This is a genomic window from Streptodolium elevatio (assembly GCF_040649515.1).
In the GTDB taxonomy this organism is placed as follows: Bacteria; Actinomycetota; Actinomycetes; order Streptomycetales; family Streptomycetaceae; genus Yinghuangia; species Yinghuangia elevatio.
On sequence record NZ_JBEZFP010000123.1, the window covers coordinates 2,248 to 28,265 of the forward strand.

The window sequence follows — 26,018 nt, forward strand, 5'->3', positions numbered from 1 at the left end:
GGCGTCGTCGGGTGGCGTCGTCGGGTGGCGTCGTCGGGTGGCGTCGTCGGGTGGCGTCGTCGGGTGGCGTCGTCGGGTGGCGTCGTCGGGTGGCGTCGTCGGGTGGCGCATGGGTTCGCGTTCCGCGTCGGGTCGGTCCTGCCGTCTCTGTCGCGTCCTCGTACGGGGCGTCGTCGCAACGGGCTCCCTCGTCCGGCTTCCGGTCGGGGCCTTCCGTCCAACCGACTTGCCGTCCGCCGGTCCCACTCAACTGCCCGAACAACACAGTGCGTCGTGTCCTTCGACACAGCGACCGCGCGAAGCACGGGCCAAGACCCGTTCCAGGGCCGGAATTACGGTTGGCCGATTCATCCCGGTCGCCCATGATCACGTGGATCTGCCCAGCCGCTCGACCACTCGTGCAGGTGATTTTGTCCGGCACGTCACCCCCGGGAACCCCGCATGTGTACGCCGATCCGAGTGGAAGCCTCGCCGAACAGGTGCCGCGGGGGCCCGTTGGTCCCTAAACTCGCTGGACATGGGGGGCAGGTATGCATCCGAAGACCCGGTCGTGCCGCAGCTGACGGCGAGCACGGACGCCGGGCAACCTGTCGTGCTCGATCCCGGGCGCGACTACATCGTCGGCCGTGACCCGCAGTCGTGCAATGTCGTCGTCGACGACCGCCGCGTCTCGCGGCGCCACGCCGTGCTCCGCGTCGCCGCCGACGGCTGGGAACTCGTCGACACCGGCAGCGTGAACGGCACGTACGTGCGCGGGCAGCGCGTCAACCGCGTCGTCGTGGGCGGCGGCATCGAGGTGGTCCTCGGTGACCCCGACGACGGCGGCCGCCTACGTCTGACCCCCGTCGTCGAGGCGACCGAACTGGTGCCCGCGGCCTCGCAGTCGCAGCAGCCGTACGCCCCGCCGCAGCCGCCCGTCCCGCAGCCCGGCCCGCAGTCCATCCCCCAGCCCGGCCACGGAGGTCCCGGCCCCGCACCCGGCGGCCCCGCCCGCGCAGGCTCAGGTCCCGGCCGGCCGGGCCAGCCCGGTCATGGCGCCCGCGGCCCCGCCCAAGGCTCCGCCGGCACCCCGGTCGCCCCGCCTCCTCCGCCCCCGCCCGGCGCCGGCGGTCCGCCGCCGTGGGCCAACATCGTGCCCGGCCCGATGGCCGACCCGCGTCCGAGCGTCGACCGGCGTCCCAGCGTCGTCATGCAGATCCCGGTCCGGACGCTGCGCATCGGCCGCGCGCTCGACAACGACCTGGTCCTGACCGACCTCATGGTCTCGCGCCACCACGCCGAGCTGCGCACCACGCCCGGCGGCCGGCACGAGATCGCCGACCTCGGCAGCCACAACGGCACGTACGTCAACGGTGTGCCGGTCGAGCGCCAGATCCTCGGCCCGAACGACATAGTCGGCATCGGCCACGCGACCTTCCGCCTCGACGGCAACGAACTCCGCGAGTTCATCGACACCGGCGAGGTCTCGCTCCACATCAACGGCCTTGAGGTGAAGGCCGGCGACAAGACGCTGCTGCACGACGTGTCGTTCCCGATCGGCGAGCGCACGCTGCTCGCGGTCGTCGGCACGTCCGGTGCGGGCAAGTCGACGCTGCTCAAGGCGCTGACCGGCTCGCTGCCGGTGAGCCGCGGGAACGTCCTGTACGACGGCCGTGACATGTTCGCCCAGTTCGCCGAACTGCGGCAGCGCATCGGCCTAGTGCCGCAGGACGACATCCTGCACAAGCAGCTGACGGTACGTCAGGCCCTGCGTTACGCAGCTCGCCTGCGCTTCCCCGAGGACACCGAGAAGTCCGAGCGTGCCCGCCGCGTCGAGGAGGTCATCGCCGACCTCGGACTGACCGAGCGCGCCGAACTGCCCATCCACAAACTGTCCGGCGGCCAGCGCAAGCGCGTCAGCGTCGCGGTCGAGCTGCTGACCAAGCCGTCGCTGCTCTACCTGGACGAGCCCACCTCGGGCCTCGACGTCGGCTCGGCCGGCGACCTGATGGACAACCTGCGCAACCTCGCCGACGACGGCCGCACCGTCATCACCGTGCTGCACGACCTCGACAGCGCCGAGGTGTGCGACCGCCTGCTGGTGCTCGTGACCGGCGGGTACGTCGCGTACTACGGCCCTCCCGGCGAGGCGCTGGCGTACTTCGGCAAGGAGAACTGGCGCGACGCGTTCAAGATGCTCAACCGCGAGGACGGGACGACGCTCGCCCAGCGGTTCCGCGCCTCCGAGCCGCACGCGCGCTACGTCGAGTCCGGCCTCGCGCCCGCCGCCGCGCCGCAGCCGCAGGCCGAACGGCCGCAGGTCAAGCCGCCCAAACCGCAGAGCTGGGGATCGCAGCTCGCGACGCTGTCGCGGCGCTACCTGTCGGTCATCGCGTCCGACAAGAAGTACCTGGCACTCCTCCTGGCCGCGCCGGTCCTCCTGGGCGCGCTCTGCCGGGCTATCCCGGGCAAGTTCGTCGGCGAGCCCGGACAGAACCAGGACATCCTGACCAAACTCCTCGTCCTCTTCGTCATCAGCGGCCTGATGGGCTCCGCGACCGCGGTCAACGAACTGATCAAGGAACGCGCGATCTACCAGCGGGAACGCAGCGCCGGGTTGTCGGTGTCGGCGTACCTGTGCTCGAAACTGCTGGTGCTGGGCCTCATCGCGACACTCCAGGGCGTCGCGCTGACAGCAGTCGCGGTCATCGGCTACGACCTCCCGGACAAGGGGGTCGTGATCAGCCCGACGATCGTCGAAGTCGGCATCGCGGTCGTGTTGTCGGCGGTCGCCGCGATGGCGCTTGGCCTGGTCATCTCGGCACTGGTGTCGACACCGGAACTCACCATGCCGCTGCTGGTCGTGATCGCGATCGTCCAGGTCGTGCTGTGCGGCGCGCTGTTCCCGCTGACCGGCGCGCTCGTCATCGAGCAGATCTCGTGGATCGCGCCGGCCCGCTGGGCGTTCTCGGCGGCCGCGGGCAGTGTCGACGTCCTGGTGCAGATGCCGGACAAGGGCGACAAACCCGACCCATTGTGGAAGTCCGAACCGCGCGTCTGGTACACGAACATCGCCATACTCGGCGGCCAGATCGTCGTCTACGCGACGGTCGCGATGATGCTGCTGCGCCGCCTCGACCCCAAGGTCGGCGGCCGCAAGGGGCGGTAGCCCGGTCGGCGCACGGCAGTCAGCACCAGCACCCGCGCGGTGTTGTGCGCCCGCGCGAGCCAGACAGCACCCGCGCGAGCCAGACAGCACCGGGCGTGAAGCAGTCCGCACCCGCGCGCGGATTCATTCCGCCGCGGATGGCTCCAGCGCCGCACCGAAGGCCGCCACCAGCGCCCTGCGGCAGGCGCGTTCCAGCGGAGCGAGGGTGGCCGCGCGGGCACTCATCTCGTACGCGTTGACCGCCGCGCCGTGGTCCTGCGCCGCGATCTCCAGGATCGTCGCCACCCGGCGCGCCTGCTCCAGGACCCGCACGGCGCGCGGCGGACAGCCGGGCGCCAGCGGGGAGTCCGCGTCCGAGCCCCGGTCGCGGAGTACGGCCGCAACCGCGCCCGCGCGCGCTCCGGTCCCCCCGACGTCGAGCTTCATCAGCTCGGCCGTGGCGTCCTTGAGTGCCGTGGCCAGTTCGCGGTCCGCCTCGGCCAGGAACGGGCCCGACGGCGGCCGGTCGGCGGCCTCGTACACCCGCCACACCACACGCGTCGCCTGATCGCCCTCCGGGCCGTACACGAGGCCCTCGGGCACCAGCCCGAGCCGGCGCCCGCCGTCGCCGTTCGCCCCGACCGTGACGACGGCCTCGCCCGCCTCCAGCGCGGCGTCGTTGAACGCGGGCGGACCGGGCAGTCCGAGCGGGTCGCCGGGCGCCGGTAGCGCGAGGCGCAGCCCGGTCACCCCCAGCGAGCGCAGTCGGCCGAGGGCGAGGGTCAGACCCACCTCGCGGTCCTCGCCCGGGAGGCCCGCCACGCGGTGCGGCTCGTCCCCGTGGGTGATCCGGGTCACGGCGTCGTCGGGCGCCACGAGCCCCGAGAGCAGGGCGTTGCCCCAGGCGACGAGGACGCCGGAGCGCGGAACATCAAGCATGCGGTTGAGACTAAACCGTCGTGGTGTCGTAGGTTTCTCCACGAGTGGGTGAGTCGACCGCGGGGCTGCACGCAATGGGGAGCTGGTACCGGCAAATGAGCGAGCGGAGCGAGCGAATCAAGATGAAGGGTGCGTTGCGCCACGGCGGCGCCGAGCTCCTGCGAGGTGCGGTATGAGCGACGTCCTTGAACTGGTTGACGTTTCGGTGGTCCGGGGCGGCGGCCCTCTGGTGGAGCAGATCACCTGGTCCGTCGCCGAAGGCGAGCGCTGGGTCGTCGTCGGCCCCAACGGCGCCGGCAAGACGACACTGCTGCAGATCGCCTCCACCTACCTGTTTCCGACCTCGGGCACGGCCGCGGTCCTCGGCGAGAAGCTGGGATCGGTCGACGTGTTCGAGCTGCGCCCGCGCGTGGGCATGGCCTCGGCGTCGCTGGCCGACCGGCTGCCGCGGCGCGAGAAGGTGCTCGACATCGTGCTCACCGCGGCGTACGGCATGACCGCGACGTGGCGCGAGCGGTACGAGGAGAGCGACGAGGACCGCGCGCTCTTTCTGCTCGACCAGTTGGGCATGTCGGCGTTCGTGGAGCGCAGGTTCGGCACGCTGTCCGAGGGCGAGCGCAAGCGCGTGCAGATCGCCCGCGCGCTGATGACCGACCCGGAGCTGCTGCTGCTCGACGAGCCGGCGGCGGGTCTGGATCTGGGCGGGCGCGAGGACCTGGTGCGGCGGCTGGGACGCCTGGCCGCGGACCCGATCGCGCCGGCGATGGTGATGGTGAGCCACCACGTGGAGGAGATCCCGTCGGGATTCACCCACGTGCTGATGCTGCGTCAGGGCAAGGTTCTTGCGGCCGGGCCGATCGAGGAGACGCTGACGTCGCGGAACCTGTCGCTGTGCTTCGGGCTGCCGCTGGTGGTCAAGCAGCGGGACGCGCGCTGGTCGGCGCAGGGTCTGCCGCTGAACGCCTGATCCGACGAACACGCGCGGGCCCGGAGGCTCTTGGCCTCCGGGCCCGTTCCGTGCGCTCGGGCTTCTTCCATGTACTTGGCCTCGTTCCGCGTACTTGACCCCGTTCCATGTGCTTGACCCCCTCCAGTGCGCTCCGGCCCGTTCCGTCCGCTCGGCTCCGTTCCCTGTCCTTGGTCCCGTTCCGTGCGCCCGACCCGCTCGGGGCCCATCGTTTCGAATGGGCGGGCGAGTTCGTCTGATCTTCACCCTCCCAACCACTCCTCCGCGCCGATTCCCCGCCCTACCATGGCTTCGTGGACGCATGGATGTGGTGGCTCATAGCCCTCGGCGGGCTCGGCATCATCGGTGTCATAACGTCCGTCGTCGAGTTCGGCATGTTCGCGATCGGCGCGCTCGCCGCCTCGATCGCGGCCGCGCTCGGCCTCGGCCTGATCGGTCAGTGCGTGGTTTTCTCGGTCGTCTCGATCGCCCTGCTCGTCTTCGTACGCCCCATCGCCATAAGGCAGTTGCAAAGCGGCCCTCGTACGCGCACCGGAATCGACGCGCTGCGCGGCCGCACCGCCGTCGTCCTCGAACGCGTCGACGAGAACGGCGGCCGCATAAAGCTCGCCGGCGAGGTGTGGTCGGCGCGATCCATGGACACCACACGTGTGTTCGAGCCCGGCGAGAAGGTCGACGTCGCCGAGATCGACGGCGCGACCGCGGTGGTGATCTGACGACATGCCGACACAACCGACGGCGCGACCACCGACTTGAACGCCCGTGCGCATACCGTGCGAGCAGGCACGATGCCGACATGACGGTCCGTCAATTCCCTTACGGGGCAAGGATCGCCGTGTTACAGCGACACAGGGGCCCGGGCACCCCGTAAGGTCGACTCATCAACCCAACGGAATCGGGGAGGGGCCGTGGCCGTCGTCATCGTCGTCATCGTTCTCGTCCTGCTGGTGATCGTGGCCCTCGTCAGGACGGTCAAGGTCATCCCCCAGGCGAGCGCGGCGATCGTCGAGCGGTTCGGGCGCTACACGAGGACCCTGCACGCGGGGCTGAACATCCTCGTGCCGTTCATCGACCGCGTACGCCAGATGATCGATCTGCGCGAGCAGGTCGTGCCGTTCCCGCCGCAGCCGGTCATCACCGAGGACAACCTTGTCGTCCAGATCGACACGGTCATCTACTTCCAGGTGACGGACCCGCGCGCCGCGACGTACGAAATCGCCAACTACATCCAGGCGATCGAGCAGCTCACGATCACCACGCTCCGCAACATCATCGGCGGCATGGACCTGGAGCAGACGCTGACTTCCCGCGAGGAGGTCAACGCGGGCCTGCGCGGCGTGCTGGACGAGGCGACCGGGCGCTGGGGCATCCGCGTCAACCGCGTCGAGCTCAAGGCGATCGAACCGCCGCCCTCCATCCAGGAGTCGATGGAGAAGCAGATGCGCGCCGAGCGCGACCGCCGCGCGGCGATCCTGACCGCGGAGGGCACGCAGCGCTCCCAGGTGCTCATCGCCGAGGGCGAGAAGGAGGCCGCGGTCCTGCGGGCGGAGGGTGACCGTACGGCCGCCGCGCTCCGCGCCGAAGGTGAGGCCAAGGCCATCGAGACGGTGTTCCGCGCGATCCACGACGGCGACGCCGACCAGAAGCTCATCGCGTACCAGTACCTGCAGATGCTGCCGAAGCTCGCGCAGGGCGACGCGAACAAGCTGTGGATCGTGCCCAGTGAGATCGGACGCGCGCTGGAGGGGCTGGGCGGCGCGTTCGGCAACCTCACCGGAGTACCCCCGGTCGGCGGCGCGGCCGCTCTGCCCGGTCCCGCACCCGCGGCCGCCTCGGGCGACGAACCGGCCGCGTTCCCGCGCGGGGCCAAGGACCCGGCCGAGACGCCGTCCGACATCTCGACCACCGTGCCCGGGCCCGCCCGTGGGATCCCGGCGCAGTCGCCCCCGGCCGGCACCGTCCCCGCGGACCCGGACCCCGCCGAGGACCTGGGCCCGTCGAGCCTGCCCGGACCCGAGGTCGGCCGGCGCCGTCCCTCCGGACCGGGTACGCGCGTGGACCCGCCGCGCATCGAGCGCCCGGCGTCCCCGGGACGCCGGCAGCCGCGGGACAACGGCCCGCTGGGCTGAGACCCACCGTCTGCCACCGCAGGCCCCGCCGATCATCTGTACATACGCCGCTTTCCAGGCGTACAGGCAGATGTCGGCGGGGCCTGCGCTGTATCGTGCGCTCCGCACCGCACCGCGACTCACTCCAGCACGGCACCGTCGGCACGCACGCTCAGCACGTACCCCCAGCACGGCACTCCGGCACAGCGGCACCGCAGGACCGCGCCGCCGTCTGCCCTGCCCCGTACTGCCCCTGCCCCCGTACTGCCCGGAAGGGGAGTACGGTCGGCCCCGATCCGGGCGACCGTTAGGGTTCCTCCACGGGGAACGCTTGTACGGATCTTGAATCCGACGGGACGTCTAAGGACCACGCACATGACCTGGCTGGAGCAGCTCGCCGTTTTCGCGGCGGGCATTGGAGCAGGCGGAATCAACGCGGTCGTCGGGTCCGGAACGCTCATCACGTTCCCGGTTCTGCTCGCGGTCGGCTATCCGCCGGTGACCGCCAACGTGTCGAACACGATCGGTCTCGTACCGGGATCGCTCAGCGGGGCGATCGGATACCGGCGCGAACTGCGCGGGCAGCGAAGCCGTTTGATCCGACTCGGAACCGCGTCCGTACTCGGCGGCATCACCGGCGCAATACTCCTGCTGACGCTCCCCGAGGGTGCATTCAAGGCGATCGTGCCGGCGCTGATCATCGCCGCACTCGTCCTGGTCGTCGCGCAGCCCACGCTGGCCCGCCGTCTCAAGGAGCGCCAAGGGGAGGCGCGGCCGGCGCACGGAGGGCCGATCCTCATCGCCGCGGTGTACGCGACCGGTATCTACGGCGGCTACTTCGGCGCCGCGCAAGGTGTCCTGCTGCTCGGCCTCATGGGCGTGTTCCTGCACGAGGACATGCAGCGCATCAACGGGGTCAAGAACGTTCTTGCCATGCTCGTGAACGGCGTCTCCGCGATCATCTTCATGTTCGTCGCGGACGTCGCCTGGCAGGTCGTGGCACTCATCGCGGTCGGCTCGATCATCGGCGGCCAACTCGGCGCCACGGTCGGCCGCAAGCTGTCGCCGACAGTTCTGCGCGGCGTCATCGTCGTGGTCGGTCTCGTCGCGGTGGTCCATCTGCTGACCTCGTAGCGCGCATCGTCGCCGACGTCTGCACACCCCTCGGGGCCCAGGACCCAGGACCGCGAGGCCAGGCCGCGAAAACCCGGGGCCGCGAGACCAGGACCCGAGAGACCCGAAACCAGGAGCACAGGAGCACAGGAGCCGCAGGTGCACACGGGACACCAGGGATGACAGCCACCGACCGACTCAGACCCTCCGCGCCGCGCAGTCGTTCGCCGCGGGGCCGTTCGCCGCGCGTCCCTGCACCGCGCGGCTCCGCACCGCGCATATCCGCCGTCGGCGTGGCGCTCGGCGTGGCCCTCGACGCACTCGTCGGCGACCCCCGGCGCGCGCACCCCGTCGCCGCCTTCGGCACCGTCGCCGGGGCACTGGAACGGCGCATGTACGCGGACTCCCGTCCCCGCGGCGCCGCGTACGCCGCCGCCTGTGTCGGCGCCACCGCCGCGCTCGGCATCGCCGCCGACCGGCTGACCCGCCGGCACCCCGTCGCCCGCATCGCCGTCACCGCCGCCGCGACCTGGGCCGTCCTCGGCGGAACCACCCTGCGCCGCGAGGCGCGTGCCATCGCCGGACCGCTCACAGCCGGGGACCTGGAGGCCGCCCGCGAGCGCCTGCCCTACCTCGTCGGCCGCGACCCGTCCTGCCTCGACGAGACCGGCATAGCGCGGGCCGTGGTCGAGTCGGTCGCCGAGAACACCTCCGACGCCGTCGTGGCACCACTGTTCTGGGGTGCCGTCGCGGGCCTCCCGGGACTGCTGGCGTACCGCGCGGTCAACACCCTCGACGCGATGGTCGGCCACCGCACGCCCCGGCACACCAATTTCGGCTGGGCGTCCGCCCGCCTGGACGACGTCGCGAACTGGCTCCCGGCCCGCGTCACCGGCCTCCTCACCGTCGCCGCCGCGCCTCTGACCGGCGGATCCCCGCGCGAGACGTGGCGCGTGCTCCGCCGCGACGGCGGCGCCCACCCGAGCCCGAACTCCGGGCGCTGCGAGGCGTCCGCGGCGGGTGCGCTCGGCGTACGGCTGGGCGGCCGCAACGTCTACGCGGGCCGCACCGAGGACCGTCCCGCGCTGGGCGACGGTCGCCCGCCCGTGCCCGCCGACATCGCGCGCGCGAACCGGCTCTCCGCCGCCGTGTGCCTGGCCGCGGCCGCCGCCGCGGTGGCCGCCGCAGGGCTTGGCATCCCGGGTACGCCGCGCAGACACATCCGCACCCACCCCCACACCCGCCCCCGGCAACCGAAGGAACTCCCGTGAACGGTGCGCTGCTTGTCGCCGGAACCACCTCCGACGCCGGCAAGAGCGTCCTCGTCGCCGGGCTCTGCCGTCGCCTCGCGCGCGAAGGGGTCAAGGTGGCGCCGTTCAAGGCGCAGAACATGTCGCTCAACTCCATGGTGACCGCCGACGGCGCGGAGATCGGCCGCGCGCAGGCCATGCAGGCCGCGGCTGCCGGCATCGCCCCCGAGGCCGCGATGAACCCCGTGCTCCTCAAGCCCGGCGGCGCGATGAGCAGCCAGGTGGTGCTGCTCGGCCGCCCGGTCGCCGAAGTCTCGGCGCTGAACTACCACGACCTCAAGCCCCGCCTGTTCGCCGCGGTGCTGGACTCCCTCGCCGATCTGCGGGCTCGCTACGACGTGGTGGTCTGCGAGGGGGCGGGCAGTCCGACCGAGATCAACCTGCGAGACCGCGACATCACCAACATGGGCCTCGCACGCGCCGCCAACCTGCCCGTGCTGGTCGTCGGCGACATCGACCGCGGCGGTGTCTTCGCGCACCTGTTCGGCACCCTCGCCCTCCTGTCCGCCGAAGACCAGGCGCTCATGTGCGGGTTCGTGGTCAACAAGTTCCGCGGCGACGTACGGCTCCTGCAACCGGGGCTCGACCGGATCCGCGAACTGACCGGCCGCCCGGTACTCGGCGTACTTCCCTATCTGCGCGGCCTGTGGCTGGACGTCGAGGACTCGCTCGCGCTGGACGCCGACAGGGGTACGCCCGAGCCGCCGCTCGGCGACGACATCCTGCGCGTCGCCGTCGTCCGGCTGCCGCACATCAGCAACTTCACCGACATCGACGCCCTGTCCGTGGAGCCGGGCGTCGTCGTCCGGTTCGTCGCGACGCCCGGCGAACTCGCCGACGCCGACCTGGTCGTGGTCCCCGGCACGCGCGCGACGGTCGCGGACCTGGCCTGGCTGCGCGAACGAGGGCTCGACGCCGCGATCGCCCGCCGTGCGGCGGCCGGCCTGCCCGTGCTCGGCATCTGCGGCGGGTACCAGATGCTCGGCCGCGAGATCGAGGACCGGTACGAGTCGCGCGCCGGAGTCGTCGCCGGGCTCGGGCTGCTCCCGGTCCGGGTGCGGTTCGCCGCGGAGAAGACCCTCGCGCGACCGTCGGGGTTCGCGGACGGCGAGCCGGTCGCGGCGTACGAGATCCACCACGGCGTCGTCGCCGTCGACGCCGGAACGGGGACGGCCGCAGGTGGTGGCGCCTCCGCGCCGGAAAGCGAACCGCTGTTCACAAACGCCGAGGGTGCCCCCCTCGACGGCTGCCGCGCCGGTTCCGTCTGGGGCACGTTGTGGCACGGCGCGCTCGAGAACGACGGCTTCCGCCGCGCGTACCTCACCCAGGTGGCCCAATGGGCGGGACGCCGCTTCGTCACCTCACCCGACACGTCGTTCGAGGCCGCCCGGCAGGCCCGGCTCGACGCCCTGGGCGATCTGGTCGCGGACCACTTGGACAACGCGGCGGTCGACCGGCTGATCAAGCGCGGCGCCCCGGCGGGCATGCCGTTCATACCGCCGGGAGTGTGACCAGCGGCCCGCCACGCGCCCCGGTCCGCCGGGATGTCCGCGGGTGGGTGGCGTCACCGACGCCGCGCGTCCGGTTTGCGGTCAAAGTGCCGACATGACTCGTGCATGGCTCAATGGTGCCTACTTCGTGGAGACAGAGGGGCACCACCATGCGCTCACCCCTGGCCCGCAACCTGGCCGCCGTTCTCACCGCCTGCGCGCTCTTCCTGGGCCTCGCGGCGTGCAACGGCGACGAGAAGACCAGCGACGCGGCGTTGCAGTCCAAGGACCCGGTCAAGTTCGCCAAGACCAAGTTCGTGCTGCACGCCGGTCTCGCCGCGGGCGCGTCGTACCGCTGGATCGTCAAGCCCTACCGCGAGGGCAAGTTCCAAAGCGGTGCCGACGGGCGGACGTTCGCCCTCGTGAAGGCCGGTCTCGCGGGCGCGTTCACGTACCACGAGGTCAAGAAGGCCATCGAGTCCGCGCAGGGGGACCCGACGCTGTCCAAGGCCCTGGTGCCCATCCAGGCGGCGGCCGACAAGCTCCAGGGCCTCGGCGGCAAGCTCTCCGGCGGCAACGCGACCGAGGCCGACGTCAACGACGTCTCGTCGGTCGTCGACAGCCTCAAGTCGATCGGCGCGCAGAACGGTCTCAAGGTCGAGAACAAGGAACCGAGCGTCGGTCAGCTCAACTCCGGCTGACCGACGCAACGGCCCCAAGATCCCGGCGCCACCGCGGTCACAACCGTCCGGCAGACACGGCGCTCACGGCGATCACGGCGACTACCACGGTCACGGCGATCACGGCGACTACGACGGTCGCAGCGATCACGACGGCCGTCGCGGTCACAACGGCCGCAACGGCGGCGGGGGAGGGTACGCGGCCATCCGCCGCTCGTGCTTCCGCCGCGCCCACACCACCAGGCCGACCCCGAGCGCCAGCAGGGGCCCGAAGACCACGACCAGCCACACCGGGACCCCGCCCACGGTCAGCAACTCGTCGGTGTAGTCGACACGTTGGAAGCGCTTGTCGCTCGGCGCCGCGCGGAACTCGAAGTCGGCCGTGATCGTGGACGGCTTCGGCAGCGGACGCGTCATCGCGGTGAGGTACGACGCCGAGCCCGGCGTGCCGGGCCAGCCCACGTGTTCCGGATCCGGCCTTCCCGCGTACAGCAACTCGGTCTTGCCGCCGCCTCCGATGTCCGCGACCGCCTCGACCCGGTGCGGTGCGAACACGAACAGGTTCAGCGTCTGACCGCTGGTCGCACGCTGCGAGAGGCGCATCGGGTAGACCAGCCGATCGGAGGCGAACGTCAGTTGCAGCGGGTCGAGTTCACCGCCCAGCGTCTGCTTGTGCCCCGGTCCGCGTGCCGCGTCCCGCTCTCCCGCGGCGGCCGGGGTGAGGCGTACCGCGACGTACTCCCAACGTTGTTCGACGTACGGACGTAGCGACTCGGCCATCCCATCCGGCATCCGGAAGCCGTTGTCGCCCAGCCATGCCGCCAAGGCGTTCGGGTCCGTCGCCGCCAACTGGGCGAACTCGAACGGCCCGAGCGTCCCGGAGGCCAGTACGTCGACCGGGGGAGCGCCGGGCGCCGCGCCGGACCCCGACCGCGACGAATCGCCGTCCCCGCCCCCGCCGGTAAACGGCCAGTCCCCGTCGCGCGGCCAGAAGTAGTTCCGGGTCTTCTCCACCGGCTCGACGACCCGCTCCAGGCGGTCGAACAACTGCGCGTCGCCGAGATCCAGCGTCGCCCGCGAGGGCACCGGCATGATCCACGCGGCCTCGGCGGCGTCCCCGGACACCGACAGCCGCATGATGATCCGCTCGGTGACCCCGTCCCAGCTGACGGCGGACGTCTCCTCGCCGACCCGCAGCGTCGCCTGGTCCGCCGGGACCATCGCCCCGCAGCCGCAGGCCCAGGCCGGCCGGATCACCCAGCCGGCCTGGATCAGCAGCGCCAGCACCAGCACCGCGGCCGTGCGCAGCCCCCACCGCGCCTGCCCGGCCGTACGCCCGGACGCCACCGCACCCCCCTTCCGGCTCCCCACCCCAGTCCCCTCCACCACAATCATCGCGACCCGCCCCCATGACGATCCGGCACATCCATCCACGGCAACGGCGGTACGACGCCGCAGCCGGAAATCCGGTTCCCGCCCGCGCCCCGCACCGCTGATCATGGGAGCGACACCGCACCGGGCGGCAGACGGAGACGAGGCGACGCCATGCGGCTTCTGCTGGCAGGGGACACCCACGGCAACCTCGGCCATGTGCGGCGCATCCTCGGCGCCGCCGCCGACCGCGGTATCGAACACGTTTTCCAGCTCGGCGACTTCGGCTACTGGGAGCATGAGCACAGCGGCGTCCGCTTCCTCGACTCCGTGCACCGCGCCGCCCGCGACCACGGCGTGACCGTCTACTTCCTCGACGGCAACCACGACAAGTCCGGCCTGATCCACGAGCGATACGGCGACCGGCCCGACGCGGAAGGCTTCCTCCAGGTGCGGGGCCGAATCCGGTACGCCCCGCGCGGCCACACCTGGACCTGGGACGGCGTGCGCTTCCTCGCGTTCGGCGGCGCCCGTTCCGTGGACAAGGACGAACGCCTCAAGGAGGAGGCGAGGCGGCACCAGAAGGCCGCACGCAAGGAGGGCCACCGCATCGCCGCGGGCCGCCCACCCGCCGAAGTCCGGGACTTCGCGGGGACGTTGTGGTTCCCCGAGGAGGAGGCGACGGACGACGACGTCCGCAGGATCGTCGCCGCCGCATCTGCCGCGGGCGGCACCGCGGACGCCTCCGGCACCGCGGACGCCTCCGGCACCGCGGACGCCTCCGGGATCGACGTCCTCCTCACCCACGACAAACCCCGCGCGACCCGGCCCGGCACCGACCGCAAGGACCTCGCCATCTGCCATCCCAACCAGGTGCGGGTGCAGCGCCTCATCGACGCGCTGCACCCGCGGCTGGCCGCGCACGGCCATCTCCACTACCGCTACACCGCCACCTTGACCGGCCCGCTCGCGACCACGCGCGTCGAAGGCTTGGCGGCAGATCCCGGGGCGTCGTGGGGCCTGCCGGGCTACAAAGCGCCGGACTCCTGGCTGGAGGTCGACACCGCGACGCTGTGACGTGCGCCGGCCGCGGAGCCGGCCGCCGCCTCGGCCTCTGCGCCCACCTCGGCCCCGGCGTCGGCGCCGAATCCGGCACCCGCCACCGCCCCGGCCGCCGCGGGCACGCCCCGCGGCCCGGGTCCCGACTCGCTGATCCCGAACCGGTCGTGCAGTCGCCGCAGCGGACGCGGGGCCCACCACGAGCGTTCGCCGAACAGCCCGAGTACGGCAGGTACCAGCAGGCTCCGCACGATGAACGCGTCGACGAGGACCGCGAGTGCGAGACCGCCGCCCAGCATCATCGTGTTCGTGACGCGTGAGGTGCCGATCGCCCCCATCACCACGGCCATGACCGCCGCCGCTGCCGTGACGATGCTTCCCGTACGCGCCAACCCGACCGCCACCGACCGCCGGTGATCACCCGTCAACTCGTACTCCTCCCGCACACGCGAGAGCAGGAACACGCCGTAGTCCATGGACAATCCGAACGCGATGCAGAACATGAGCACCGGCAACGCCGTCTCGATCGAGCCGGTGGGCGTGAAGCCGAGGACGCCGGAGAGGTTGCCGTCCTGCACCACCCACACCACCGCGCCGAACATCGCCGTGAGGCTCAACGCCGCGAACACGATGGCCAGCAACGGCAGTACGACGCTTCCGGACAGCAGGAAGACCAGCACGAACGTGGCAAGCAGGACGATTGCCCCGGCGATCCACAGCCGGTCGGCGATCGCGTCCTTGCTGTCCACGATCGTCGCGGTGAGTCCGCCCACCAGCACCGGTGAAGGCGCTTGGGTGGCCCGGACATCGCGCACGAGTTCCTGGCCCGCCGGGGACAAGTCCTCGATAGCCGGGACCACCGACAGGTACGCGCTGGTCGCCGCGCCCGCCCCCGCGATCCGCCCCGCCTCCGCGGGCCCGGGCGCCGTCTCCAACTGCCCTGCCCGGAACACGCCTTCCGGTCCCACGACGCGGGCGACCCCCGGCAGCGCGGACAGGCGTACCGCGTAGTCGGCGCGCGCCGCGCTGTCGGTGGACTCGCGCGCCACGATCTCGATGGTTCCGGCCGGGCGCCCCTCGACGTGGTCGCGTATCACCTGCTGAACCTGCCGCGACTCCGCCGACCTGGGCAGCTGGCGGTCGTCCGCGGTGCCGAACTGCACCCCCAAGAAAGGGAGTCCGAGCAACAGCAGTCCACCGACGGTGGCCACGGTCACCACCGGGGCCCTCCGCATGACCGCCTGAGACAAGCGGAACCACCCTGTCCCGGCCAAGCTTTCCGCGCCGTCCGCTTCCACGGAAGCCCTGCGGCGGCCAAGGAAGCCGATCCGCCGCAGCGGCTTGCGTATGTCGCCCGCGTCCACGCGCCGACCCAGCAGCACCAGGGCGGCCGGCAGCACGACGAGCGCGCCCACGGCCGCGAGCAGCACGACGGGGATGCCGGCGTACGCGAACGAGCGCAGGAAGTACTGCGGGAAGACGAGCATCGCGGCGAGCGAGACGGCGAGGGTCAGCGCGGAGAACAGCACGGTACGGCCCGCGGTGCGCAGTGTGGCGGCCACCGCGCCGGGCACGTCGGCACCGCCCGCGAGTTCCTCGCGGTAGCGGCGTACCACGAACAGTCCGTAGTCGACGGCGAGTCCGAGCCCGAGCACGGTGGTCAGGTTGAGCGCGAACACGGAGACGTCGGTGAACGAGGCCACCGCCCGCAGGACCGCGCTCGTGCCGAACATCGCGAACAGGCCCACGGCCAGCGGCAGCAGCGCCGCGACCGCGCTGCCGAAGACCAGTACCAGGATCAGCAGCGTGATCGGGAGGGCGATCAGCTCGGCGCGGACGAGGTCCTCGGAGATCGTGCTTTGGATGTCGTGCTGCACGGCGACCATGCCGCCGATGCGTACGTCGAGACCGTCCTGTGCGCCGCGGTAGTGCGGCGCTATTCGTTCGAGGGTGTCGGCCGCGGCGGTCTCGCGGCCTTCCAGGTGGGCCAGGACGAGGCCGGAGCGCCCGTCGTCGGTGCGCAGCGTCGGCGAACCCGTCGTCCAGTAGGAGCGGACGCCGGTGACCCCGGGCTCGGCCGCGAGGCGGTCGGTGAGCGCCTTGGCGTCGGCCGCGGTCCCGGGTCCGTCGAGCCCGGCCGAGCCACCGGAAGGCGTCACGAGCAGCACGAAGTTGGGGCGGCTGCCGGGGAAGTCGCGGTCCAGGGCCGCGGCGGCGCGGGCCGACGACGAGCCCGGGTCTTCGTTGCCGCCGCCGAGCAACTCGTCGGCGGCGCCCCGCCCGACGACCGCGGCGAGGGCCAGCAGCACGAAGGCGGAGATCAGCAGGAGACGTGGTCGGGAGGTGGTCAGGCGTGCGAGGGCAGCGAACATCGCCGGCCTTCCGATCGAAGGATTCGTATGTGCAGCATACGATATTCAAGAAGGTTCATCGGCGATGCATACGATTGTGCGTCGGTAGAGTTGTGCGCATGGAAAGACGTCCGCCGATGGGCACGAGGACCGGATACCGGCTGGTCAAGGTGGGGGAACTGCTCGTCGGGCTGGCCGAGGAGGTGCTTGCGCCGCTCGGCGTGCGCTCGAAGCACGTGCACGTCATGGAGACGCTGCTCGCGTACGACGGCCTCTCGCAGCAGGACGTCAGCCGGCTCCTCGGTATCGACCCCAACGTGCTGGTCGGCGTCATCGACGAGCTGGAGGCACACGGCTTCGCCGAGCGGCGCCGCAATCCCGAGGACCGCCGCCGCCACCTGATCCACGTCACCGCCGCGGGGCGCAAGACCGTGGACAAGAGCCGCACGCTGCTCACCGAGGCCGAGGACGCCTTCTTCGCCTCACTCGCCGAGGACGAGGTCGCGGTACTGCGCACCGCGACGGACAAACTGCTCGCCGCACACCGCGCCGGCTGGGTCCCCGACACCTGCTGACACCGCACCCGGGACCAGGGCGCGGCAACCCCCTTGACGGTGCGTCGCCGTGGACCGGTACTCTCCGCGGACGCGGTTTTGCGGATGATCAGGCAGCATGTCCCGGAGGCCCGGCAGCAACGGCCGCGGCGGGCACGGGGGAGGGCGCGGCATGGCCGACCAGCCGGGTGGGGACGACAAGGTGCCGGTCGACGAGCCGACCACGCAACAGGCCGCGGAGCCGCAGGGCGTGGACCCGCAGACTGCCGAGCCGCGCGGCGCGGATCCGCAGGGCGTTGAGCCGCGGACCGCAGAGGCTCAGGACGTGGAGCCGCAGGCCGCGGAGCCGCAGGTCCCGCACAACGCGCACCTGTTCGTGGCCGCGGGCCCCGCGCGCCGCGGCCCGCACCCGGTCCTGATACCGGTCGTCGTCCTCGGCGCGGTGCTCCTGCTCATGCTCGGCCTCGTCGGGTTCGGCAACCCCGGCGCACGCGAAGTCCTCGACACGACACGGGCGCACACGTCGCCGGCCGCGCCGCCCTCCGCGGCCTCGCCGACGACGACCGCCGCTCCGACCCCGACCCCGACGCCGCGCACCGAGATCACGGTCGACGAGGTCAAGTCCGTCGCCACGGCCCAGGGCGACGCCCTGCGCGCCGGCGACCTGAACGCATTCCTCGCCCCCTACGACCAGGCGAGGCCCGAACTCCTCGCCGAGCGCCGCCGCGTGTTCGCCAACCTGCGCCTGATCCCGTTCACCCGGGCGGTGTTCCGCTGGGACGGCGTCTCCTCCGGATCGCTGTCCACCCGCGACGGCGGACCGGTGAACGCCGACGTGTCGGTCGAGTTCGTGCACCAGATACCGGGCGTCGACCTGGCGCCCGCGGTGCAGACGTACCGCTGGACCGTCTCGCGCGAGGCCATCGGCGCGCCGCTGCGCATCACCGCGGTGGCGAACGACGACCCGCAGGCGTGGGATCTCGCCGAACTGGTCAAGGTCGAACGCCCGCACGTGATCCTGCTTGCCGCGGTGGCCGACCGGGCGAAGTCGGCGCAGTGGGCGGACCGCGCCGAGACGGCCGCCAAGCGCGACCTGGCGCTCTGGAAGGGGCCGGCCGACATTCCGTCCCGCTTCCTGGTGTTCGCGAGCCCGGACCCGGGGACGTTCGGGCAGGCGTACGGCGGTGACACCCCCGAGGGCACGGTCGCCTTCTGCTCTCCGGTGCTGCGCGACCGGGACGATCCCGGTGCGGACCCGGCACGGCCGATAGCCGGGAGCCGTATAACGTGGGACACGGACGCCAAGGGCATGAGTGCGTACGACGCGCAGACCGGCGTCATGCGGCACGAGATGGGCCACGCGCTCATGGCCGGCTTCAGCGGGACCCGGGCCGGGCGCATGCCCCTGTGGGTCGTCGAGGGTTTCGCCGAATACCTGGAGTGGGCCGACCTGTTCGGGGACTACTACGCGCCCGACGCGCGCGAGTATGTGCGCGGGCGCTCGTTCCCCGGCAAGATTCCGACAGACGACCAGATCTACGGCGAGGATCCCGAGGCGAACGGGATCAACTACCACCTGAGCATGACGGTGATCCGCTACATGGTGGACAAGTACGGCGCAGCCAAGACCTACACGTTCGTCATCGCCGTTTACCGGGAGCCGGGGTCGGTCGATGCCGCCCTCAAGACGGCGACAGGACTCGACAAGGCGACGTTCGAGGCCAATTGGGCGAAGTGGGTCAAGAGCCACGTGTGATCGGCACGAGGCACCTGGGGGAAACAGGGGGCAGGGGGTGGGGTGGCAATGACGGCCGGCGGAGTGGGGACTCCGGCACCGGAGGACCTCTCCGGGCAAGGCGCGTACGGGCAAGACGAGTGCGGCCAGGACGCGTGTGGCCACGACGAACCGCGCTGGGGACGCGGCATGTCGGGGACCGCCCACGAACGGGACGGCGACGAACCGGACAGCGACGAACCGAGCCTCAGGACAGCGGTATTCGGCACGCCCGCGCCCGACGCGTTCGCGTTGCGTACGCACGCATCCGAGCCACCCGCGTCCGGCACACGCGCGCCCGAACCCCCACGCGACCCCGAAGCCGACCCCGAACCCAACCGCGATAGGCAACCGGGCAGCCCGACGACCCGCCCCAGGCTTCGCCGGACTCTCACCGGCGCCGTCGTCGTCTCCGTCGCGGCCGCCTCGCTCGGCTTTGCCGCGGTGGTACGCCCCGCCGCCGGCCCCGCCCGCGCGCTCGTCGACAGCGCCGCCGCGCAGCACGACGCGGGCCGTCCCCAGGGCAGCGACCCGGCAGTTGCCCCCTCGCCGTCGTCGCCGCAACGCGTCCCGGAGCTGACCCGCGCCGAGATCGCGGACGTCGTCGCCCGGCAGACCGAGGCGCTGCGGCGCAAGGACCAGGCCATGTTCCTGGAGCCGTACGCCGCCGACCGCACGGCGCTGGTCGCCGAACGCACCCGCCTGTTCGGCAACCTCCTCAAGATCCCCTTCGCGCGCGCCGAGTACCGTCTCCAGGCCGTCGCCCCGCGGGCCGAGGACCCCGCCGGGACGCGGCGCACCAGTTCCGTCACGGTCGTGTTCAGCCACCAGATCGCGGGCGTGGACGTGGCGCCGATCGCGGAGACGTACCGCTGGACGGTCACGCGCGAGGCGCCCGGCGCGCCGCTGCGCGTCACCGAGGTCGACGGCGGCGCCGACGCCGGGCGCGGCGGTTCGACGTACCCCGCGCCCTGGGACTCGGCCGAACTCGTCGTCGTGGACAAGCCGCATGTGCTCCTCCTCGCCGCCCGGCAGCACCAGGCGAAGGCCGCGACCTGGGCGAGCCGCGCGGAGACCGCGGCGACCCGCAACATCACCGCGTGGAAGGGCGCGGAGAAGACGCCGGGCCGGTTCCTGGTGTTCCTCACCCCCGACCGCGCGTCGTTCGAGAAGGTGCGCGGCGGTGACAGCGTCACCACCAACGCCATCGGCGTGTGCCTGTCGCTGCCTGCCGATCCGACCGTCAAGTCGCCGCAGACACCGGACTTCGCGGGCAGCCGCATCTACGTCGACTCCACGTCGCAGGACATCACCGACGGCGCGGCCGAGGACGCGATCGCCATCTTCCGGCACGAGATGGGCCACGCCATGATGGCGACCTTCCAGCAGCGCTCCGCCGGGACGCCGCCGCTGTGGGTGGCCGAGGGGTTCGCGGGCTACCTGGAGTGGAGCGACCGGTCGCTCGACCGCTGGTACGTGCCGCCCGCCCGCGAACTGGTCCGCTCCGGGAAGTTCGGCGGCAAGCTGCCGACGGACACGGAGATCTACTCGGCCGATCCCAAGACCAGCGCGTCCGGCTATCACTTCGCAATGCTGTCAATTCGGTATATCGCCGACAAGTACGGCGCCGCCAAGGCCTATGAGTTCGTCATCGCCGTGTACCGCGACCCGCGTCCCGCCTCGGTCGACGCCGCGCTCAAGACCGCCACGGGCCTCGACCGCACCGCGTTCGAGGCGAAATGGGCGCAATACGTCAAGAGCAAGGCGGGGTGACGACAGTGCACGAACGGGACGGATTCCCCGGGCCGGTGCGTACCCGGATATCCTCACGCTGCACCCGCACGGGTGAAGCCGACAGCGGAGCTCGGGGATGACCATGGACGACAGCGCGCCTCGGCCCGGTGCCGAGGAGCCTGCGGGCGGGGGACCGGACCAGCCGGCCGACGACCGCGCCGCCATGACGCCCGGTCGGATACGCGGGACGCTGATCGAGCCGTCCGCGACCCCGCAGTGGTCCGCGCAGAACCCGTACGACGCGGCTCCCGCTGCCTCCGCAGCCCCCGCGGCTCCTTCGGCCCCCGCACTCCCGGCACCGCGCGCCCCGTTCGACCCCTTTGCGCCCTTTGGTCCGACCGCTGCCCCCGACCAGTTCTTCCGCTTCACCGCGGGACCCGCCGGCACCTCCGGGTACGTCCCCTACCGCAGCCCCCGCGATCCCCTCGGCCTGTGGCCGCACGCCGTCGCCAACCCGCGTCGCGACCGGCACACCGCCGCCATCGTCGTCTGCTCGCTGCTCGCCGCGGTCGTGACCCTGATCGCGGCGATAACCCAGCTGCCGGACCGCACCGGCGAGGCCAGAGCCGCCGCCGACGCGGGCGTCGCCACGGAGCCCGGCACCGGACTCCCGTCCGACGAACCCGCCGACCCCGGTGGCAAGAACCCCGGCGACGACGGACAGGACGCCGACGACGGGAGCGGCGGCAGCGACGGCGCCAAGGACGACCCCGGCAAGCAGGACACCGAAACCCCCAGCGCGGCACCCACTTCCGACCCCGACCTCAAGGGGCCGAGCGCCTCCGCCGCGCAGCGCACGGCCGTGCTCGACCGGGCGCGTACGCTCACTGCCGCCCGCACCTCCGCACTCGCCGCGAACGACGCCGACGCGTTCCTCACCCCGGTCGACAAGAACAACAAGGCCCTCGTCGACGCCGAACGCCGCCTGTTCACCAATCTCACGATGGTCCCGTTCGACGAGAGCGCCTGGTCGGCCGACGAGGTGAACGACGCCCGCGGCGAAACCGGTTCCTCCGGTGCCTGGCCGGTCACCGCCACCGTCGGGGTCGACTTCCGCCACAAGATCACCAACGTCGACGTGCTCCCGGTCGTCGAGCGCTACGTATGGACGCTCCGCTGCGCGAGCGCGGCCGACCCGTGCTCCCTGACCCAGGTGTCCGGGGCCCGCGACAGCAACATCACCGGCCCCGCCGGCTACCCGGCGCCCTGGGACGTCTGGGACCTGGCCGTCGAACGCCGCCCGCACGTCGTCGTGCTCGGCCCCAGCGCGAGCGCCGAGGATCTGCGCGTGCGCGCCGACGAGGCGGAGGCCGCCGCGGCGTACGACCTCGAGCGCTGGACCGGGCCGCAGGGCGCGTCCCCGGGCTTCGTCATCACCCTCACGCGCGAACGCACGACGTTCGAGAAGCTCTACAGCCGCGAGTCGCCCGGCGACTGGGCGGCCGGATTCGCACTGCCGCTGAGCGCGGCCGACGACATCGGCAGCATAGGCGGCAGCCGCGTCGTCATCGACCTCGACGAGATGGACCAGGACCGCGAGTTCGCGCGCATCATCCTGCGCCACGAGATGGTGCACGCCCTGCTCGACCCGCTGACCCGCGCCGACTACGACCAGATACCCCTGTGGGCCGCGGAAGGGTTCGCCGACTGGGTGGCGCAGGCGGACGCGTCCATAGCGGACAGCTACGAGGCGCACGGAGTCGGCGCGCAGATCAAGGACGGCAAGTTCACCGGCACGCTGCCGGACGACGACGACTTCGCGGCCGAGGACGAGAAGGTCATCGACGCCGCGTACAACCAGGCGCACCTGGCCATCCGCTACCTGGCCGACACCTACGGCGCCGACAAGGCCTGCGCGTTCATAGCCGACGTCTACATGGGGACCTCGCGCGGCGTGGACGCGGCCATCCAGACCGCCACCGGACAAAGCCTCTCGCAGTTCGAGAAGGCCTGGGCCGAGTGGACGCGCGAGAACTTCGGCTGAGTCCACCGGACGAGTCGTCCGGGACCACAACCGACCGCGGCATCCACCCGACCCCACCTCACTCGGCGGCGGCCCCGTCTCACACGGCGACGGCCTTGCCGAACCATGCCTGCTGCTCGGCCGTCACGCCGAAGGCCAGCACCAAGGCGCGGCTGCCGGACGGCTCGTACGGCTGGAAGAGCAGGCGCATCCCCGCCTCCTCAGGCGTCAGGTCGGCCTTGCGCTGGTTGTCCGCCGCGCACGCCGCCACCGTGTTCAGCCACGAGTCGGCACCGCCACGCGACTTCGGCCGTACGTGGTCGACCGTCGTCGCCCGCCCGCCGCAGTACGCGCACCGGCGCCCGTCCCGCTGCAACACGCCCCGCTTCGACCACGCCACCCGTTGTCGGAACGGCACACGGACGTAGCGGAGCAACCTGATGACTCGGGGAACCGGCAGCTCAAGCGCCGCCGCGCGGATGACCCGGCCCGGCTCGACGTCCTCGACCACGGCCTTCTCCTGCAACACCAACACCAGCGCGCGACGGAACGACACCGTCGCAAGCGGCTGGTACGTCGCGTTCAGCACCAACGTGTCCCGCATGCGTCCGCCCTCCCTTCAGGGTGGGGACCGCCGCGGATCCGAACAGGGCGACCCAGGACCGGCCGGGCGTACGCCCCGCCGCGATCCGCGCCGCCCGCCCACGTTCTGGGGGCCGGGGAACGTCGTCAGTTGAGCGGTGGTGCCACGGAGGTCATGCGCGCCTTTCTCGGATCCGGCCGGTCCATCGGCCAGATTGCCCAGCCCGCCGCCGGAAGGCGGCGGGCTGCCACAACTGTGCCCGGGAGGGGATCACCGGGACAACGCAATTACCCGGTAGTTACCGGATCGGCACCGGGCGGCTCAGCGCTGGTAGACCGGCGTCACGATCGCGCGCGCGAGCGTGTGGAAGAAGAGGTTGAAGCCGACGACGGCCGGCGAGGCGCTCCCGTCGACGTCCAGCTTCTCGACATCGACCGCGTGCACGACGAAGGCATACCGGTGCGGGTAGTGGCCCTCCGGCGGTGCGGCGCCCACGTACCCGGGGAAGCCCGCGTCGTTGCGCACCTGCAAGGCACCCTCCGGCAGCCCCTTGCCGTCCTGCGCACCCGCGCCGGCCTCGAGCTCCGTCACCGAGGCCGGGATGTTCACCACCGACCAGTGCCAGAAACCGCTGGCGGTCGGCGCGTCGGGGTCGAAGCAGGTCACCACGAAGCTCTTCGTCTCGGCCGGGAAACCGGACCACGACAGCTGCGGCGACTTGTCCTCGCCACCGGCCCCCATCACGCCGCTCACCTGCGGGGACGGCAGCGTCACGCCGTCCGAGACATCCGTGCTCGTCACCCTGAACCACGGCTTCTCCGGCAGGAATTCGTACGGCAGCGGCGGCATCTTCGGATCCGACACGACGGGCTCCTCCAGCTCCGGGCCGACCGCGGCCGACCACGATTCCCCGGGCACCACGGCGGCGGCGAGCACCCCGCGGCCGCGCGCACCCGGCACACATGAGCCGACCCTACGCCGTCGGGCGAGGGCACCGGTGCCGATCTTCTCTCGGCGCCGCGCCCTCGCGCGGGTATCCTCCGGCCACCGGCGGAAGTTGCCAGGTGAGAACAGCGCGGACAACACCCGGCGGACACCTGGCCGACACTCGGCAGGTGCCCGTGGGGCACTCGCTGGGCACCCGACAGGCACCCGGCAAGGCACCCGGCAAGGCACCCGACAAGGCACCCGGCAACGACCACCACGTGAGGGGAGCGGCGCCCGTGGCGCAGGTACGAACGAGCACGGGGCACGCCGCCGCACCCGGCCGCCGCCGCGACTCCCGTGCCGCCACCCGCGTCACCGTGACACTCCTGATGCTGGTCGTGCTGCTCGCCGCGGTCATCGCATACGGCGCCACCCGCGACCGCAAGGACGAGGCGTCCGCACCGGTCCCCGCCCCCTCCGCCGCACCGCCGAGCCCCGCACCGCCCGTGGCCGCGCCCGTCACACCAGCCGAACTCGAAGCGCTCGCGGCCGCCCGTAGCCGCGCCCTCGCCGAAGGCGACGAGAACGCCTTCCTGGCCGCGCTCGATCCCGCGACCCCCGGCCTCGTCGACGAACAGCGGCGGCTGTTCCGCAACCTGCGGCCCATACCGTTCGACGAGGCGGCCTACCACGTCGACGCCACCCGCCCCGCGGACATGCCCGACGCGCTGATCGTCGACGTCTCGTTCGACCACCGCATCGCCAACGCCGACACCGCGACGGTCGGGGAGGGATACCGCTGGACCGTCGTGCGGCCGGCGCCCGGGGCGCAGCCGCGCATCACCAGCGTGACCGGCACGCCCTACGAGGGCGCCGGCTACCGCTACGCCCGCGACTACCCCGCACCCTGGGACCGGTCCGAACTCACCGTCGCCCGCCGCCCGCACGTCGTCGTCCTGGCCGAACAGGGCCTGGCCGACCGCGCGGAGGGCCTTGCCGACGCCGCCGAGGCGGCCGCGGTCGCCGACCTCGCGACGTACAAGGGGCCGAAGGGCACAAGCCCCGGATTCGTCCTCGTGCCGGTGGCCGACCGGCACTCGTTCTACGAGCTCTACGGGGGACGCGCGGACCAGCACGGCGACGAGTCCGGACTCACGTACGCCCTGCGCACATCGGCGACCGCCGGCGCCTCACCGGTCATCGGGCACCCGCAATTCGGTGGCGCCCGCATAGTCGTCGACGTCAACTCCGGCTACTTCACCTCCGGAGACCCCGAACGCGCGGCCGCGCTGCTGCGCCACGAGATGGCCCACGCGCTCATCACCCCGCTGCGCACCGAACTCGCCGGGCAGAACCAGCCCGTTTGGATCGTGGAGGGCTTCGCCGACTGGCTCGCGCTCCGCGACCACCGCGACCACCTCGACGCGGAGCTCACGGAGGCGCGCGCCTACGTGGTCACCGGGCGGTTCGGCGGCGCGCTGCCCACCGACGCCGACCTGTACCAGGCCGATCCGGTGGGCAACGCCGCGTCCTACGAACTCGCGCACCTCGCCGTACTGCGCATCGAGCAACTCGGCGGCACCTCCGCGGTCTACCGCTTCATCGCCGCCGTCTACGCCGACCCGTCGCCGTCCGCGGTCGACCAGGCCCTCAAGAACGCGACCGGATTCGAACGCGCCGACTTCGAGACGGACTGGGCGCAATACGTCAGGACGCTGTTCGGCGTGCCGTAGCGACGAGCAACGTGTTCCCACGAGCGTGCCGCCGCGGACCGGTACCGCCGTCGATGCCGCCGTCGGCCGTCGGCGTCGTCGGCCTAGGTCGTGTCTTCAAATTCTCGCCGGGCCCGCGGGCCGTGGCACGCACGCTCGCCGCGTTGCGGACCTTGCCCGGCCAAACCCAGGCCGA

At 72.1% G+C, this 26,018-nt stretch carries 18 protein-coding genes and 1 pseudogene; 14 read left to right on the forward strand and 5 right to left on the reverse strand.

Features of this window, described 5'->3' with window-relative positions:
- Positions 1-517 precede the first annotated feature (517 nt).
- Positions 518-3,148, forward strand: a complete 2,631-nt coding sequence (locus AB0C36_RS33625; protein WP_358361779.1) for an FHA domain-containing protein — start codon at positions 518-520, stop codon at positions 3,146-3,148.
- A 123-nt stretch (positions 3,149-3,271) separates the two neighbouring features.
- Here the strand turns inward: AB0C36_RS33625 and AB0C36_RS33630 are convergent, their stop codons facing one another.
- Entirely contained in the window at positions 3,272-4,066 is a 795-nt protein-coding gene (locus tag AB0C36_RS33630) for an Rv1486c family protein (protein ID WP_358361781.1), read from the reverse strand.
- A gap of 172 nt (positions 4,067-4,238) precedes the next feature.
- On the opposite strand from AB0C36_RS33630, the gene AB0C36_RS33635 reads away from it, so the two are divergent.
- From AB0C36_RS33635 to AB0C36_RS33665, 7 genes and pseudogenes are all read left to right on the forward strand, one after another.
- On the forward strand, positions 4,239-5,033 hold the full coding sequence (locus AB0C36_RS33635) for an ABC transporter ATP-binding protein (RefSeq protein WP_358361784.1): 795 nt from the start codon (positions 4,239-4,241) through the stop codon (positions 5,031-5,033).
- Positions 5,034-5,338: 305 nt separating this feature from the next.
- Entirely contained in the window at positions 5,339-5,749 is a 411-nt protein-coding gene (locus tag AB0C36_RS33640) for an NfeD family protein (protein ID WP_358361819.1), read from the forward strand.
- Between the two features lie 192 nt (positions 5,750-5,941).
- A pseudogene (locus AB0C36_RS33645) lies at positions 5,942-6,880 on the forward strand (SPFH domain-containing protein); the annotation flags it as partial.
- Positions 6,881-7,516: 636 nt separating this feature from the next.
- Entirely contained in the window at positions 7,517-8,275 is a 759-nt protein-coding gene (locus AB0C36_RS33650) for a sulfite exporter TauE/SafE family protein (protein WP_358361787.1), read from the forward strand.
- Positions 8,276-8,433: 158 nt separating this feature from the next.
- Positions 8,434-9,525, forward strand: a complete 1,092-nt coding sequence (locus AB0C36_RS33655) for a cobalamin biosynthesis protein (protein WP_435839167.1) — start codon at positions 8,434-8,436, stop codon at positions 9,523-9,525.
- Positions 9,522-11,075: a cobyric acid synthase gene (locus tag AB0C36_RS33660; protein WP_358361789.1), complete on the forward strand. Its 1,554-nt coding sequence runs from the start codon at positions 9,522-9,524 to the stop codon at positions 11,073-11,075. The genes AB0C36_RS33655 and AB0C36_RS33660 overlap by 4 nt, the downstream gene beginning before the upstream one ends.
- A gap of 149 nt (positions 11,076-11,224) precedes the next feature.
- Complete coding sequence (locus tag AB0C36_RS33665; RefSeq protein ID WP_358361792.1) at positions 11,225-11,755, forward strand: hypothetical protein; 531 nt, start codon at positions 11,225-11,227, stop codon at positions 11,753-11,755.
- 144 nt (positions 11,756-11,899) lie between these two features.
- Here the strand turns inward: AB0C36_RS33665 and AB0C36_RS33670 are convergent, their stop codons facing one another.
- The gene (locus AB0C36_RS33670) at positions 11,900-13,105 is read right to left on the reverse strand and encodes a DUF2330 domain-containing protein (RefSeq protein ID WP_358361795.1); all 1,206 of its coding nucleotides are present in this window, start codon (positions 13,103-13,105) and stop codon (positions 11,900-11,902) included.
- Positions 13,106-13,279: 174 nt separating this feature from the next.
- Here AB0C36_RS33670 and AB0C36_RS33675 point away from each other — a divergent pair, with 174 nt between their 5' ends.
- The gene (locus AB0C36_RS33675; protein WP_358361798.1) at positions 13,280-14,182 is read left to right on the forward strand and encodes a metallophosphoesterase family protein; all 903 of its coding nucleotides are present in this window, start codon (positions 13,280-13,282) and stop codon (positions 14,180-14,182) included.
- Here AB0C36_RS33675 and AB0C36_RS33680 read toward each other — a convergent pair.
- Positions 14,134-16,536, reverse strand: coding sequence for an MMPL family transporter (locus AB0C36_RS33680; protein WP_358361800.1), 2,403 nt, complete (start codon positions 16,534-16,536; stop codon positions 14,134-14,136). The genes AB0C36_RS33675 and AB0C36_RS33680 overlap by 49 nt on opposite strands.
- 98 nt (positions 16,537-16,634) lie before the next feature.
- On the opposite strand from AB0C36_RS33680, the gene AB0C36_RS33685 reads away from it, so the two are divergent.
- The 4 genes from AB0C36_RS33685 (at position 16,635) to AB0C36_RS33700 (ending at position 22,621) form a co-directional block, all read left to right on the forward strand.
- Positions 16,635-17,090 (forward strand): MarR family winged helix-turn-helix transcriptional regulator, encoded by a 456-nt coding sequence (locus AB0C36_RS33685; protein ID WP_358361803.1) that lies wholly within the window; start codon positions 16,635-16,637, stop codon positions 17,088-17,090.
- A gap of 151 nt (positions 17,091-17,241) precedes the next feature.
- Positions 17,242-18,825, forward strand: coding sequence for a peptidase MA family metallohydrolase (locus AB0C36_RS33690; protein WP_358361806.1), 1,584 nt, complete (start codon positions 17,242-17,244; stop codon positions 18,823-18,825).
- 168 nt (positions 18,826-18,993) lie between these two features.
- Positions 18,994-20,616, forward strand: coding sequence for a gluzincin family metallopeptidase (locus AB0C36_RS33695; protein WP_358361809.1), 1,623 nt, complete (start codon positions 18,994-18,996; stop codon positions 20,614-20,616).
- 97 nt (positions 20,617-20,713) lie between these two features.
- Positions 20,714-22,621 carry a peptidase MA family metallohydrolase gene (locus AB0C36_RS33700; protein ID WP_358361812.1) on the forward strand — a complete coding sequence of 636 codons (1,908 nt, stop codon included), beginning with the start codon at positions 20,714-20,716 and terminating at the stop codon, positions 22,619-22,621.
- Positions 22,622-22,700: 79 nt separating this feature from the next.
- Here the strand turns inward: AB0C36_RS33700 and AB0C36_RS33705 are convergent, their stop codons facing one another.
- Together AB0C36_RS33705 and AB0C36_RS33710 are read right to left on the reverse strand one after the other, a co-directional pair.
- Positions 22,701-23,204 (reverse strand): HNH endonuclease, encoded by a 504-nt coding sequence (locus AB0C36_RS33705; RefSeq protein ID WP_358361815.1) that lies wholly within the window; start codon positions 23,202-23,204, stop codon positions 22,701-22,703.
- A gap of 300 nt (positions 23,205-23,504) precedes the next feature.
- Positions 23,505-24,047 carry a YbhB/YbcL family Raf kinase inhibitor-like protein gene (locus AB0C36_RS33710; protein ID WP_358361825.1) on the reverse strand — a complete coding sequence of 181 codons (543 nt, stop codon included), beginning with the start codon at positions 24,045-24,047 and terminating at the stop codon, positions 23,505-23,507.
- Positions 24,048-24,298: 251 nt separating this feature from the next.
- On the opposite strand from AB0C36_RS33710, the gene AB0C36_RS33715 reads away from it, so the two are divergent.
- Entirely contained in the window at positions 24,299-25,843 is a 1,545-nt protein-coding gene (locus AB0C36_RS33715) for a hypothetical protein (protein ID WP_358361817.1), read from the forward strand.
- Positions 25,844-26,018 lie beyond the last annotated feature (175 nt).